This window comes from Labrys neptuniae (assembly GCF_040797145.1).
Taxonomy (GTDB): domain Bacteria; phylum Pseudomonadota; class Alphaproteobacteria; order Rhizobiales; family Labraceae; genus Labrys; species Labrys neptuniae.
Genome location: NZ_JBFNQD010000014.1, coordinates 94,101 through 108,899, shown reverse-complemented (window position 1 = coordinate 108,899; position 14,799 = coordinate 94,101). Strand labels below are relative to the sequence as shown.

General features: G+C 64.0%; 11 protein-coding genes. 6 read left to right on the top strand and 5 right to left on the bottom strand.

The features are described from left to right. The first annotated feature begins 34 nt into the window (after positions 1–34). Positions 35–4,855, top strand: a complete 4,821-nt coding sequence (locus tag ABXS05_RS28175) for an NAD-glutamate dehydrogenase (RefSeq protein WP_437178705.1) — start codon at positions 35–37, stop codon at positions 4,853–4,855. An 11-nt stretch (positions 4,856–4,866) separates the two neighbouring features. Then, entirely contained in the window at positions 4,867–5,085 is a 219-nt protein-coding gene (locus ABXS05_RS28170) for a hypothetical protein (RefSeq protein ID WP_367626162.1), read from the top strand. Here the strand turns inward: ABXS05_RS28170 and ABXS05_RS28165 are convergent. Continuing rightward, positions 5,082–6,329, bottom strand: a complete 1,248-nt coding sequence (locus ABXS05_RS28165) for an MFS transporter (RefSeq protein ID WP_367626177.1) — start codon at positions 6,327–6,329, stop codon at positions 5,082–5,084. The genes ABXS05_RS28170 and ABXS05_RS28165 overlap by 4 nt on opposite strands. 153 nt (positions 6,330–6,482) lie before the next feature. On the opposite strand from ABXS05_RS28165, the gene ABXS05_RS28160 reads away from it, so the two are divergent. Continuing rightward, positions 6,483–7,757 (top strand): arsenic transporter, encoded by a 1,275-nt coding sequence (locus ABXS05_RS28160; protein WP_311937615.1) that lies wholly within the window; start codon positions 6,483–6,485, stop codon positions 7,755–7,757. Between the two features lie 14 nt (positions 7,758–7,771). On the opposite strand, the gene ABXS05_RS28155 is transcribed toward ABXS05_RS28160, so the two are convergent. Further along, complete coding sequence (locus ABXS05_RS28155; protein WP_367626161.1) at positions 7,772–8,578, bottom strand: TrmH family RNA methyltransferase; 807 nt, start codon at positions 8,576–8,578, stop codon at positions 7,772–7,774. Positions 8,579–9,000: 422 nt separating this feature from the next. On the opposite strand from ABXS05_RS28155, the gene ABXS05_RS28150 reads away from it, so the two are divergent. The 3 genes from ABXS05_RS28150 (at position 9,001) to ABXS05_RS28140 (ending at position 11,892) form a co-directional block, all read left to right on the top strand. Then, positions 9,001–10,356 carry a hypothetical protein gene (locus ABXS05_RS28150; protein WP_367626160.1) on the top strand — a complete coding sequence of 452 codons (1,356 nt, stop codon included), beginning with the start codon at positions 9,001–9,003 and terminating at the stop codon, positions 10,354–10,356. A 26-nt stretch (positions 10,357–10,382) separates the two neighbouring features. Continuing rightward, complete coding sequence (locus ABXS05_RS28145) at positions 10,383–11,240, top strand: methyltransferase domain-containing protein (RefSeq protein WP_367626159.1); 858 nt, start codon at positions 10,383–10,385, stop codon at positions 11,238–11,240. An 82-nt stretch (positions 11,241–11,322) separates the two neighbouring features. After that, positions 11,323–11,892 carry a hypothetical protein gene (locus ABXS05_RS28140; RefSeq protein ID WP_367626158.1) on the top strand — a complete coding sequence of 190 codons (570 nt, stop codon included), beginning with the start codon at positions 11,323–11,325 and terminating at the stop codon, positions 11,890–11,892. Between the two features lie 15 nt (positions 11,893–11,907). Here ABXS05_RS28140 and mutT read toward each other — a convergent pair whose 3' ends face one another. From mutT to ABXS05_RS28125, 3 genes are all read right to left on the bottom strand, one after another. Then, positions 11,908–12,321: an 8-oxo-dGTP diphosphatase MutT gene (gene mutT / locus ABXS05_RS28135; RefSeq protein ID WP_367626157.1), complete on the bottom strand. Its 414-nt coding sequence runs from the start codon at positions 12,319–12,321 to the stop codon at positions 11,908–11,910. Then, entirely contained in the window at positions 12,318–13,556 is a 1,239-nt protein-coding gene (gene argJ / locus ABXS05_RS28130; RefSeq protein WP_367626156.1) for a bifunctional glutamate N-acetyltransferase/amino-acid acetyltransferase ArgJ, read from the bottom strand. Before argJ ends, mutT begins: the two co-directional genes overlap by 4 nt. Positions 13,557–13,668: 112 nt before the next feature. Continuing rightward, a complete protein-coding gene (locus ABXS05_RS28125; protein ID WP_311937629.1) occupies positions 13,669–14,661 on the bottom strand; it encodes a peptidylprolyl isomerase in 993 nt (330 codons plus the stop codon). Positions 14,662–14,799: the final 138 nt, after the last annotated feature.

Here is a 14,799-nt window from a genome sequence, read left to right as displayed (position 1 = left end):
CCACAAGGCGGCGTAGCAAGAAGGGATGAACGAGATGGCGTGGCGCGACGACGAAGCCCGGGCGGCCCTGATTCACAAGGCGGCAAGGAGCCTCCAGCCAGGCAAGACCCCTCCCACCTTCGCCGAAGTACTCTTCGGCCGGACCACCCTCGAAGACCTCGCCACCCATGATGCCGCCTCGCTCGCCTTCCTGGCCGAGCAGGCCTGGGACCATGTGCAGCGCCGCACGCCCGGCCATGCCGATATCCGCGTCGTCAATCCCGACATGCCCGACGGCCGCGAGATCTCGGTCATCGAGATCCTCAACGACAACATGCCCTTCCTGTTCGATTCCACCATGGCCGAGCTGTCGGAACGCGGAATCGAGGCACAGCTGGTGGCTCATCCCATCATCGCGCTGGAGCGGGATGCCCAGGGCAAGCTCGTGCAATTCTTCGGCGACGCCGTGCCGGAAGGCAGCAAGGGCGTGCGCGAGAGTCTCATCCACATCCATATCGCCCGCATCGATTCGGACGCCGACCGACAGAGCCTGATCGACGGCCTGACGCTGGTGTTCAACGATGTCAGGGCCTGCGTGGTGGACTGGCGCGCCATGCGTGACCGGGTGGAGCAGGCGATCGAATCCTTCCGCACCAATCCGCCGCCGCTGCCGGTCGACGAGATCGCCGAGGCCAACCAGCTCCTGCAATGGATCTGCTCGGACAATTTCACCTTCCTGGGCCTGCGCGAATACCGCTTCTCCACCGACAGCGCCGCCTCCGACGAAGTCAGCGAGGGCGAAGGTCTCGGCATCCTCAGGGATCCGGAGGTCAAGATCCTGCGCCGCGGCACCGAACTGGTGGTGATGACGCCGGAAATCCGCGAATTCATGCGCGAGCCGACGATCCTGATCGTCACCAAGGCGAATGTGAACAGCCGCGTCCATCGCCGCGTGCGCATGGACTATATCGGCGTCAAGCTCTACACGCCCGACGGGCAGGTCGAGGGCGAATTGCGCGTCGTCGGCCTGTTCACCTCGGCGGCCTATACGCGCTCGGTACGCCAGATCCCCTATGTCCGCCACAAGGTCGCCCAGGTGCTGCAGCGCGCCGGGCTCGACCCGCAGAGCCACTCGGGCAAGGCGATCCTGCACATCCTCGAGGAATATCCGCGCGACGAACTGGTGCAGGTCGATTCAGAGACGCTCTACAACTTCGCCATGGAGATCCTGCTCCTCTATGAGCGCCCCCGCCTGCGCGCTTTGGTGAGGGCCGACAAGTTCGACCGCTTCGTCTCCATCCTCGTCTTCATTCCGCGCGAGAAATACGACACCGACGTGCGCATCGGCATCGGCAATTATCTGGCCAATGCCTATAAGGGCCGCCTTTCCGCCTCCTACGCGGCCTTCCCCGAAGGGCCGCTGGCGCGCGTGCATTACATCATCGGCCGCTATGAGGGGGATACGCCCTTCATCGAGCGCTCGGTGCTGGAGGCCGGCATCACCGCCATCGCCACCAACTGGGGCGACAAGCTCCGGGCAGCCCTTGCCGGCACCACCGACGGCATGCGTGCACGCCTGCTCGGCAACCGCTACGCCAATGCCTTCACCGGCGGCTATCCCGAGACCTTCTCCACCGCCCAGGCCATCGCCGATATCGGCGTGATCGAGAAGCTGACACCCGCCCGCCCCGTGGCTATCCTGGTCTATCGCCTGGAGGAGGACGATACGCCCTCGCGCTGCGGCCTCAAGGTCTTCTCGCAGGGCGCACCGATGTCACTGTCCTATCGCGTGCCGGTGATCGAGAATCACGGCCTGCGCGTGGTCGACGAGCGTACCTACGAGATCACCCCCACCGCCAAGCCGGCGCCGGCTCCCGTCTGGCTGCACGACATGACGGTGGAGACCAGCGACGGCCAGCCCATCCCTCCCGGCATCGACTTCCAGCATCGCCTCGAGGCCTCGATCATGGCGGTGGTGGGCGACTATGCCGAATCCGACGGCTACAACGCCCTCGTCCTGCGCACCTCGCTGGGCTGGCGCGAGATTTCCGCCATCCGGGCCCTGTCGCGCTATCTGCGCCAGATCCGCGCTCCCTTCAGCCAGGACTACATGTGGGAAACGGCGCGCAAGAACCCGCAGATCACCGCCAGCATCGTGGCCTTGTTCCGCGCCCGCCACGACCCGAGGCTGACGGCAACCGATGCCGAACGCACCGCGCATGAAGCCGAGATCGTGGGCGAGATCGAGGAGCAGCTGCAATCGGTCTCCTCGCTCGACGAGGACCGCATCCTGCGCCGCTTCACCAATCTGGTGCAGGCGATCATGCGCACCAATCTCTGGCAGGTCGGCCCGGATGGCCAGCCCCGGCCGGTGATCAGCTTCAAGTTCGAATGCCGCAAGGTCGAAGGCCTGCCGGCTCCCAAGCCCCTCTACGAGATCTTCGTCTATTCGCCGCGGGTGGAGGGCATCCATCTGCGCTTCGGCAAGGTGGCACGCGGCGGCCTGCGCTGGTCGGACCGCCCCCAGGATTTCCGCACCGAGATTCTGGGTCTCGTCAAGGCGCAACAGGTCAAGAACGCAGTAATCGTGCCGGTCGGCGCCAAGGGCGGCTTCGTGCCCAAGCGCCTGCCGCCGCCGTCCAACCGCGACGCCTGGCTGGCCGAGGGGACGGAAGCCTACCGCATCTTCATCCGCTCGCTGCTCGAACTCACCGACAATCTCGACGGCGACAATATCGTGCCGCCCGACAACACCGTGCGCCATGATGGCGACGACCCCTATCTGGTCGTCGCAGCCGACAAGGGCACCGCCACCTTCTCCGACACGGCCAATGCCATCTCCATCGAGAAGCATCACTGGCTGGGCGACGCCTTCGCCTCGGGCGGCAGCCAGGGCTACGACCACAAGAAGATGGGCATCACCGCCCGCGGTGCCTGGGAGGCGGTGAAGCGGCATTTCCGCGAACTCGGCACCGACATCCAGGTCGAGCCCTTCACCGCCGTCGGCGTCGGCGACATGTCGGGCGACGTCTTCGGCAACGGCATGCTGCTGTCGCCGGCGACCAAGGTGGTCGCGGCCTTCGACCATCGCGACATCTTCATCGATCCCTCGCCCGATCCTGTCACCAGCCATGCCGAGCGGCTGCGCATGTTCAACCTGCCGCGCTCGAGCTGGCAGGATTACGACAAGGCGCTGATCTCCAAGGGCGGCGGCGTGTTCTCGCGCTCGCTGAAGGCCATTCCGCTTTCAGCCGAGATCCGGGCCCTGCTCGATCTCGACAAGGCCGAGGCGACGCCCACCGAGGTGATGACGGCGATCCTCAAGGCCCGCGCCGATCTCCTGTGGTTCGGCGGCATCGGCACCTATATCCGCGCGGCCAGCGAGACCGACGACCAGGTCGGCGACCGCGCCAACGATCCCATCCGCATCACCGGTGCCGATGTCAGGGCCCGGGTGATCGGCGAGGGCGCCAATCTCGGTGCCACCCAGCGCGGCCGCATCGAGGCGGCACAGAAGGGCATCAAGCTCAACACCGACGCGATCGACAATTCCGCCGGCGTCAACACCTCCGACGTCGAGGTGAACATCAAGATCGCGCTGGCCCGGCCCGAGCGCGACCAGCGCCTCACGCAGGCCGATCGCAACATCCTGCTGGCTGCGATGACCGACGAGGTCGGCTCGCTGGTGCTGCGCAACAACTATCTGCAGACGCTGGCGCTCTCGCTCTCCGAACGCAAGGGCGTGGCCGAGACCGGCTTCCTCACGCGGCTGATGCAGTCGCTCGAACAGCGTGGCCTGCTCGATCGCGCGGTGGAGTTCCTGCCCGACGACGTCGCCATCGCCGAGCGCACCCGCCGCGGCCAGGCCCTGACACGGCCGGAACTGGCCGTGCTGCTCGCCTATGCCAAGCTGACGCTCTATGACGACCTGCTGGTCACCAGCGTGCCGGACGATCCCTATCTCGCCCGCGAGTTGTCGGTGTATTTCCCGCCCGAGATCCAGAACCGCTTCCCCGACGCCGTCGAGAACCATCGACTGCGGCGCGAGATCATCGCCACCAATCTCGCCAACGGCATCATCAACCGCGGCGGACCGGCCTGCGTGGTGCGCCTCAGCGACGAGACCGACGCCGACGTCACCACCATCGCCATGGCTTTCGCCGCCGTGGATGAATCCTATGGCCTGCGCTATCTCTACGATGCCATCGATGCCCTGGATAACCGCATCGACGGGCAGCTCCAGCTCAGCCTCTACGGCTTCCTGCAGGATCTCCTGCTCTCGCGCGTGGTGTGGTTCGTGCGCAATGTCGACTTCTCGCCCGGGCTGGAAGCGGTGATCGCCCGTTTCGGCGCCGGTGTCCACGAGATCGCCATCGGCCTCGACACCACCTTGCCGGAAGCGATGCAGGGCGCTCGCCTCAAGCGCATCCGCGAACTGGTCGAGGGCGGCGTGCCCGAAGACCTCGCCGGCAGGATGGGCAATCTGGATCCGCTGGTGTCGGCGCCCGACATCGTGCTGGTGGCGGGCCGAACCGGCCGGGCCATCGGCGACACCGCGGCCACCTTCTATGCGGCGGAAGCCAATTTCCAGCTCGACCGCATCGTCACGGCCGCCCGCGCCGTGCCCGCCAGCGATTATTTCGAGCGCCTCGCCATCGACCGGGCCATCGAACAGATCGCGGCAGCCGAGCGACGCCTGGTCGCCGACATGCTGGCGACCGGCCTGTCCGGCCAGGCGGCGACGGAGGCCTGGCTCGAAGCCCATCCGGAAGCCGCGCGCATCCGCCGCTCGGTGGAGGAAATCGCGGCCAGCGGCCTGACCCTGGCCAAGCTCGCCGTGGCGGCCAACATGCTGGGCGATCTCGTCAGGGAGTGACGAGGTCGCGGATGGCGGGCCTGCTGGCACGTGGATGTTGCCAACGGGCCTGCTCGCAGAATCCAGTTCCGTTCCTTCTTGCGGTGATCGGGATCAGGCAGGCGCTCTCTCGGCGCTTCGAGCGCTACAGCATCGGACTCGATTTCGGAATCGAGTCCGATGCTGTAAGTTATTGTTGTCGCATCGCTTTTGCTAAAAACCGGCATCCACTTTTCGGCACGATGCTCTAACGGTCGGCGGTCGAGGAAGGCGTGCCTGGCGCGATGTCGTGGCGTCCCCACACGAACAGCGCCAGTGCCACCAATGCCACGCCACCATGAACCCAATAGGCTAAACCATAGCCGCCCAAATCGGTAAGCCAGCCGGCGACGACGTTGCTGAGTGAGGCCCCAATACCCTGCACGGTCATGACGGCAGCAAGGCCGACATTGAAGCGGCCGGTACCGGACAGAATGCGTTCAGCGGCGATGGGCGTGGCTATGCCGATCAGGCCGGCGCCCACACCGTCGAGAAACTGCACGGGAAAGACGAAAGCAAAGGAGGGAAAGGTCCCCGCAATCACACCGCGGATCGGCAAGGCCGCCAAGGCAACAATGAATATTGTGGCCAAGCCGAACCGCCTGATCAGCCAGGGCGCCAGCAATGCCATGCCGATCATCGAAAGTTGTGAAACGCCCGTCGTGATCGCGGTGGTCCGGAAAGGGGTGCCGAGCTGAATCGAAAAGGCCTGAGCGATCAGGCGGCTGATGGGGGCATTCCCAAAATGAAAGATCATCAAAACCAGACTGAGCAGAATTAGTCCCTTGCTGCCTGCCAGGACCGAAAACCCGGAGGGGGCTTCCGATCCATCATGGTGCGCCAGCCCGCGCGCTACCTGATGGTCGATCTGCTTGGGATCGATGGCGAGCGTCGCCGCGATCGTGGCGAAAGCAGCAAACAGCATGAGCCCAACGACGCCATGGATGCCGAACAGAAGTGTTCCTGCATAAATCGCCGCCAAGGAGACAACGTTTCCGGTGTGGTTCCAGAACTCGTTTCGAGACACCTGGCGGGAGAACCGCTCTTCTCCGACAAGGCCAAGCGTCAAGCCCATGAGTGCGGGCCCAATGACGGCGCCGACGATGGCCGTCGCTGATTGGCCTCCGAAGACCGAAAAGCCGTTGGGGGTCGCCAACGTCCACAGGGCCATCGTCGTCACGAAGGTAACGGGCAGGATAATCAGTGTTCGTTTGTAAGCCGATGCATCGACAAGCGCGCCGAACAAGGGGGTGGACGCCATTCCTAACACGCCCCCAACCGTCGCGATGACACCGAGCGTGAATGGCTCCCACCCGTGCGTTGCGAGAAAACCATCGAGGAAGGGTCCCAAGCCATCGCGAGCATCGGCAAGGAAGAAGTTCAGGACAGAAAGGGCAAAGAGGGAGCGATGAAAGACGGAAGGGGCGCGGGGCGTCACGACGGCTCCGGAGGTCAGGCCTTTTCAACAATGCGCTATACGGTGAACCCGGCGGGGTGGATAGGGGATTTTCGCTAGCGCGCTTACTGCGTATCAAATAAAGGATCGGACAAGCACAACAGAATGTGTTCGCTTTCGAACGGGCTCGCCAGAGCACCCATACAGTCCCCCATGGTCTTTCAAGTTTCTGCCCCGATTCTCAGCCTTTCCGTTGCAGCCCTGACAGCGCTGACTTTGCTGATCCGGCCCTTCAAGTGGCCGGAGGCGGTGTGGGCCGTCCTCGCGGCAGCGCTGCTGACGGGCGCAGGCGCCATACCCTTGCTCGACGCGTGGGCGGGCATCGCCAAGGGCCTGGACGTTTATCTGTTCTTGATCGGCATGATGCTGATCGCCGAGTTGGCACGACAGGAAGGCCTGTTCGATTGGCTGGCTCTGATAGCCACCAACCATGCGAAAGGCTCCCCGTTCAAGCTGTTCACCCTGACCTATCTCGTCGGCATTCTGGTGACGGTCTTCATGTCGAACGATGCAACCGCCGTCGTCCTGACCCCAGCCGTTTATGCAGCCTGCCAGGCGGCCAGGGTCAAGGACCCTCTGCCCTATCTCCTGATCTGCGCGTTTACCGCGAACGCGGCCAGTTTCGTGTTGCCGATCTCCAATCCTGCCAATCTGGTGATCTTCAATGGGGGTCACATGCCTGCCCTCGCCGATTGGCTATCGACCTTCGCACTCCCCTCGGCGCTTGCCATCGCAATCACCTTTGCCGCGCTTTTGTGGAACCAGCGCGCGGCATTGGCGGCCGAAACGCTGGCCGCTCGCGTGCCGGGCACAAGCCTTTCCCTCACCGGAAAGGTGGCGGGACTGGGGCTGACAGTAACGGCCATCGGCCTGATAACCGCCTCGGCGCTCCACGTCGATCTGGGTTGGCCCACTTTCGCCGGCGGGATTCTCACCCTGTCGATCGTATCGATCATCAAGCGCCAATTCCCCTCGCAAGCGCTCGAAGATATTTCGTGGAGCGTCATTCCACTGGTGGCGGGCTTGTTCGTGGTGGTGGAAGCGCTCGGGACAAGCGGCGTCCTCGACATGCTGGCCGAGTCCGTCAGCCGCCTGACGGAAATGCATCCTCAGCTCGGTGCACCTGCCGCCGGTGTCCTGACCGCCATCGTCGCCAATCTCGTCAACAACCTTCCAGCCGGCCTCGTCGCAGGAAACATCGTTCAGTCGATCCACGCATCGCCCGCTCTGTCAGGCTCGATCCTGATTGGAATCGATCTCGGCCCCAACCTGTCGATCACCGGATCACTGGCTACGATCCTCTGGCTGAACGCGTTGCGACGCGAGGGCATAAAGGTTGGTTTCTGGCAGTTCCTCAAGATCGGGACCGTCGTCATGTTCCCCGCGCTCCTGGCTGCGATCGCCAGCCTCGCAATCCAGAATTCTTGAGCCGGCCGGAAGCGCTACCTTGCCAGGTGATGCAGCACAATGCCGCTCGTCGTGGCGACGTTGAGGGAATCGAAACTGCCTCTCATGTCGATACGGATGGTCCGCAGCCGCCTCAGGACATGCTCGGGCAGGCCAGGCCCCTCGGCACCGAACAAGACGGCCTGCCGGCCCACAGGCTCGATATCGGCGAGACGCTCCTTGCCGGCCGGGCTGGTGGCCAGGACCTCGAAACCGGCCGCCAGCAGGGCGTCGCAGAGGGTCCCGATGTCGCCTCCCTGCGCGAAGGGTGTCATGAGGACTGCGCCAGCGGAAACGCGGATCGCCTTGCGGTAGAGCGGATCGCAGGAGGTTCCGTCGATCAATACGCCGTCGAGGCCAAAAGCTGCGGCATTGCGGAAGATCCCGCCCATATTGTCGTGATTGGCAATGGCCGAAAGGCCGACGAACAGGGCGTTTTCCGGCGCGGTGGCAAGCAGCCTTTCGGCCGTCCCCCCCTCCCCCCGCAAACCCATGGCCAGGATGCCGCGATGCATGGGGAAGCCGGCAATATCGTCGAGAACGCTGCGCGAGGCGCTGTAGACCGAGATCCCGGCGGGCACCTTGGCGACGAGATCGGCAAGCGGCTCGGTCCTGTTTTCGGCGATCAGAATGGATTCTATGGCAAAACGCCCGAGTTGGAGAGCGGTGCGCAGCACCACCTCCCCCTCGATGACGAAGCGCCCACCCCGTCCCTTGAGATCGCGCTCGCGGATATCGCGATACGCCTCGATACGCGGATCGGAAGAGTTATCAATGAAAATTGGAGCTGCAGAAACATGCACGAAACAACGAGACCCTATAGCGTCTAGCGGCCTGACGGGGTTACCAAGAATCGCAAAGACACTTTGGCCAATCCGCTGGATTGGCTTGGACACAAGGAGCTGGAACCAACAAGCATCCAGTCATGAACGCGCGTTTGCTCTGGAGGCGACATGAACTTCATCAAAACGCGGGACCTCGTGCATAGAGCGTCCTCCGTAAACTGCATAGCCCAATCGACGGATAGGCCGCATCACGAGGCGCCGTCGACGCACACCATCGGTGCAGGCGACTGAGCCCTTGACGTTGAGGCAAAGATCACGTTCACTAACGTAAGCCTTATAAATGAAAAGCTCTAAATCACCAATGGCTGTCAAAATTTCAATATCGTTCCCAGTACACCTGGATATTGGCACATGGTCCTATTCATGCTGAGTGCCGTCATATGAAATTCCTCTTCATCCCAGGCTTCGGAAAGGCAGGAACGACCTATCTTTACGGCCAGCTTGCGAAGCATAGCGAGCTATTCAACCTCCCCCACACAAAAGAAACGGGAGCATTTTACCGAAAAATAGGGCGGGAAAAATATCTCGAAAATTTTCTCGAGCAAGACGAAAACAAGACGTTCATCGATGGAACGGCTCATTATCTTGTACGAAATTCTACCTACGTAAGTAATATAAAGCATGCCCTGCCGAATGATGACATTCGATTGCTGATCGGAATCAGATGTCCAATCAGAAGGGCTTATTCACATTACCTCTATCGCCTGCGTACCGCTTGGCGCATCGGCGTATCGGCGTACCCATTCCACGATCCCCGCATACTGACGCACTTTCTCTACCCAATGCGCCCTCTCATCGCGCAGACGCAGCACATTTTCGGCAGCGAGAACGTCGCCGGCTTCTCATTCGAGGGCGGTCCCGTCGATGTGCCACAATCCTTCAAGACCTTTCTGGGCCTTGATGACAATTGGGCCGTCGACCCGGGCGGCGACCGATACGATGGAGGGTGGGCGCCTGAAATCTACTACGATGCCAAGGATGCGCTCGTCGTCGAAAGTGCGGGGTCGTTGTACGAATTGCCCAGACGCACCCTGCTCATTTCAGCAGGCATCGAGAGCGTGTTGAAATTCAACTTCCCGGCTGAACTTGGCGAGCGCCTGATGCGTAACAGCGCAACTTGGACGCGCTCGTTCGAATCCCGCCTGCTGGGAGACGCCTTGTCTCTTGCCCTTGATGACTATGCTCATGCCCGCGAGATGCTTGGCCTGGCAGCAAATGACTTGATGGAGCCCGGCACCCTGTCGGCAAAACGGCCTCCCGCATTGCCTTTGGAGATCGCGAAGCTGCTAAAGCCGCTTGGTGCCCTTCAAGAGAGATTTCGCCACGGTTACGACGCGCATGCGGGCCTGTCGCTCCAGACCGTCAGCGCTGACGTTGAGGCAATCAGGAAGGAAATCGACTCGCACTACGCGGCCATCTCGAACGATCAGGATGCGGGCGCGTCCGAAGAGGCTATCAAACAGCAGATATTCTCGCTCGTCGAAGCGCTCGACTCGGCGATTTCAATTCGGGGCCCGGATCCGGATTATGTGCAGGAATTCATCCTGCTGTGTTTTGTCTCGGGGCAAGGAGCGCGTGCCTATCAAACATTGAGGGACAATCCGCATTACTTTGCCCTCCTCGACAAGCAGATATTGCTGGAAAAAGCCGACTACTTCAGAAACCAGATCGGCGATGGTCTGCATCGTCGGCTGATGAAGCTGGTGGAGACCCTTCAGATCAGCCCATCGATCTGAAAAACCAACCGGCAGGTGAAAAGCGCATGGGAATGCCCTACATAGCGGGCATGACCACGCCCCTCCTGTTCGATCCCCATGCGCTGGCCCTGCATCGCCGGCGCGCCGCGGTCGCTCCCGCGGACTTCCTGCTGCGTCACGTCGCCGAAGACATGGCCGACCGCCTCGCCGTGATCCTGCGTCCCTTCGAACGGGCGGCGGAGATCGGGCCGCTTTCGCCCGTGCTGGCGCAGGCGGTGCGCCCAGGCCTTGCCGCCGAGTGGCAGGACGTCGCCATCGGCAACGAGGTACTCCCTCTTCAGCCCGAAAGCATCGATCTTGCGCTGTCTGCCCTCGCCTTGCAGTTCGTCAACGACCTGCCGGGCCTGTTGAGCCAGGTCCGCCGTGCCCTCAGGCCGGACGGGCTGCTGCTGGCCGCCCTGATCGGTGGCTCCACGCTCACCGAATTGCGAGCCGCCTTTTCCGAGGCCGAATTGGAAATGGAAGGCGGCGTCTCGCCCCGCGTCGCCCCCTTTGCCGATGTGCGCGACATGGGTGGCCTCCTGCAGCGGGCCGGCTTTGCCTTGCCCGTCGCCGACAGCGACGTCCTCACCGTGCGCTACGACAACGCCATCGCCCTGATGGCCGACCTCAGGGCGATGGGGGCCTCCAACATGCTGGTCCAGCGCCGCAAGGGCTTCACCCGCCGCGCCACCATGCTGCGCATGGCCGAGATCTATGCCGAGCGCTTCTCCGATCCGGACGGACGCATCCGCGCCACCTTCGAAATCGTCTGGATCTCCGGCTGGGCGCCCCACGCCGACCAGCAGAAACCGCTGAAGCCGGGGTCGGCCAAGACCCGTCTCGCCGACGCCCTGGGCGTGAAGGAATACAGGCAGGAGTGACGAGACCTCGTTTCGGGGCGGTCGCGCAATCCCAGGCGCCCGGCCGCCATGTTCGGCAGCGCCCATGAAGGAGGGACATACCATGCGATCGATCGTGGCCCTCATGGCCTTCCTGGCTGCCGCGGCACAGGCGCAGGCTGCCCCCTCGATGGCGCAGCACTTTGCCCGGTGCGAGCCTGAATTCTTCGAGGCTCTGCGCGATTATATCGCGCACAATGGACCGGCAACCCGCGGCTCCGTCGTCACCAAAGCCGGCACATGGGACGAACTCGTTTTCGCCAAGCCGGTTCGGGCACATGGATTCGATATCAGGGCCTATCGGCAATTGCAGTCGACGCTGGGCTCCAAGCCCACCTCCAGGGCCTGGCAGTGGGGGCTGGTGATCGAGGCGAAACCTCGCGCCGTCGCCTATGCCATCGATCCCTATCTGAGGAAGATTCGCGCCACCAGCGAAGGGCCCGGCCTGCGTGCCGAGGCCAATGGCTGGTCGAGCGGCATCGGCGCCTACAAGGGGGGACGATGGCGACAGGTACGCGTCGCTCCCCTCGAAGACGGCAAGGCAACCCTGCTGAGCTGTTTCACCTTCAATGGGGACTATCCCGGCTTTCCCGGCCTGCCCGACCTCACGCCCCTGGCCGCTTCCAGGAATTGAGCCTGCGTTCCCGACTTACCGCGCCGGGATCATGTCGATCAGCATCGGGATCAGCGGCTCGTCCGCAGGCGGCATCGGATAGTCGCGCAGCTTCCTGGGCAGCACCCATTTCACCGCCTGACCCTCCCGCCCATGGGGCGTGCCCTCCCAGCGCCGGCAGATCCATAGCGGCATCAGCAGGGTGAAATCCTCGTAGTTGTGGCTGGCGAAGGTGAGCGGAGCCAGGCACTCCTCCTTCACCTCGATGCCGAGCTCCTCGTGCAGCTCGCGGATGAGGGTTTCCTCGGGGCGCTCGCCGGGCTCGAGCTTGCCGCCGGGAAACTCCCACAGGCCTGCCAGCGCCTTGCCTTCGGGGCGCTGGGAGATCAGCACGCGCCCGTCGGCATCGACCAGGGCGCAGGCGGCGACGAGAAGCAGGCGTTTGGTCACGACCGGTAGTCGCCGTTGATGGCGACATATTCCTTGGTGAGGTCGCAGGTATAGACCCGGTCACCCGCCTCGCCGAGCCCGATGTCGACGGCAATGGTGATCGCCTGCCCCTTCATATAGGCGGAAACCGCTTCCTCGTCATAGGACGGGTCACGCTCGCCATCGACGGCGACGCGGATGTCGCCGAACCAGATGGCGAGCCGGTCGCGGTCGGCCTCCTCGCCGGCCTTGCCGACGGCCATCACAACGCGGCCCCAATTGGCGTCCTCGCCGGCCACCGCCGTCTTGACTAGGGGCGAATTGGCGATCGACAGGCCGATACGCCGGGCCGCCTGCTTGGAGGTGGCGCCACGCACCTCGACGGTAACGAATTTGCGCGCGCCCTCGCCATCCCGCGCCACCTGCTGGGCGAGATCGAGCAGCACGCCGTCGAGCGCCCTGGCAAAATCGGCCAGGCGCGGATCGGCCGCTTCGGTCGCCGGCGTGCCGCCAGCCTTGCCGGTGGCGAACAGCAGCAGCGTGTCGGAGGTGGAGGTGTCCGAGTCGACGGTGACCGCGTTGAAGCTGTCGATGACGCCCATGGAAAGCAGGCCTTGCAGCACGTTTCCGGCGATCGGCGCATCGGTGAAGACGAAGGAGAGCATGGTCGCCATGTCGGGCGCGATCATGCCGGCCCCCTTGGCGATGCCGTTGATGGTCACCGGCACGCCACCGAAATCGACGCGGGCGGTCGCCCCCTTGGGGAAGGTGTCGGTGGTCATGATGGCGCGGCCGGCATCCTCGAAGGCACCCGGCGAGACGCGGCCGGCGGTCTCGACCAGCACGCCCCTGAACTTGCCGGCATCGAGCGGTTCGCCGATCACGCCGGTGGAGGCGAGATAGACTTCGCTCGGACGGCAGCCGGCGGCCTCGGCGGCGAGTTCCGCCGTAAGGGCCACCGCTTCAGCGCCCTTCTTGCCGGTGAAGGCATTGGCATTGCCGGAATTGACCACCAGGGCTCGCGCGCTGCCATCCCCGAGCGCCGCACGGCACCAGTCAACCGGCGCCGACGGGCATTTGGAGCGGGTGAACACGCCGGCCGCCTGCGTGCCCTCGTCCATCAGGACGAACAGCACGTCGGTGCGGCCCTTGTAGCGGATACCGGCTTCGGCCGTCGCCATCCGGACACCCGCCACCGGCGGCAGATCGGGAAAGCGGGCGGGAGCGAGCGGGGACAGCGGCGCGGCCTTGGCCATGGTATTCCTCGATAGGGTGTGCCGATCTCCTCAGTTCCATTGACCTATCGATGGAATGGGATCGGCACGGTCGGTGAAGAAAGTGCCGGTCCGAAGACCGGCACACCCGATCTTACTGGGCGGGAGCGGCCGGAGCCGGCGTGACAGGGGCCGGGGTGGCCGGGGCCTGATCATCGCCGCCGGGAAGCTGCATGCTTCCATCCGCAGGATCGGCCGGTGCCGCCGGCGGCTGCACGATCTTGGCGGCGGCGCGCAGCTTGGCGAAGACTTCCTGCTGCGTCTTCTGGGTCAGATAGTCCGAGATCTGCTGCTTGACGCGGTCGAGGGCCGGCGGAGCCTGCGGACGGCGCTCTTCGAGCTTGATGATGTGATAGCCGAACTGGCTCTTGACCGGCTGGGAGACCTCGCCGGGCTTCATGCCGAAGGCGGCCTCCGCGAATTCCTTGACCATGCGATCCTTGGTGAACCAGCCGAGGTCCCCGCCCTGCTCGGCGGAGCCGGGATCCTTCGAGACTTCCTTGGCGACCTTGGCGAAATCTTCGCCCGCCTTCAGCCGGGCCTCGACCTTCTTGGCGTCGTCCTCGCTCGCCACCAGGATGTGGCGGGCATGCACTTCGTCCTGGGCCGGGATCAGCTTGACCTGGTCGTCATAGGCCTTCTTGATCGCGTCCTCGGTCACCGCTTCCTTGACGGCCTTGGCGACGAGAGCATCGATCAGGATGCGCTGGCGGTAGAAGGCGAGCTTCTTCTGCACCTCGGCTTCATCAAGCACCTTCTGCTGCTCGGCCGCATTGGCGGCCACGCGCAGATTGATGGCGGCGTTGATGATGATGTCCTGCCGCTTGGCCGGCGAGAGCTGGGGTGACAGGCTCGGCCCGATCTCCTGCTCCACGGCATTGAGATCGTCCTGGGTAATGGGCTGTCCATCCACGCTGATGGTCGGGGTCGCCTGCGACGCGGGCGCTGCGGGAGCGGGCTGGGCTGCCGGAGCCGGGGCGGCGGGCTTCGCCGCGTCTTCAGCGTTGGAAGGCGCGGCAGCGAAGGCCAGGAAGGCAACGCTGGCGAGCAGGGTCGCGGCTGGACGCGCGCGGCGAAGTGACATCATGGGCAGGTTCCTCGAGAGCGGGGGCGGACCCGGAAGCAGTCAGGCTCCGGACGGACGCTGTTTCGGCAACAGGCCCGCATTGCTCCTGATCCCGGGACGAACGCCTACGCAGCGCTGATAGGACAGGAGAAAAGCAAG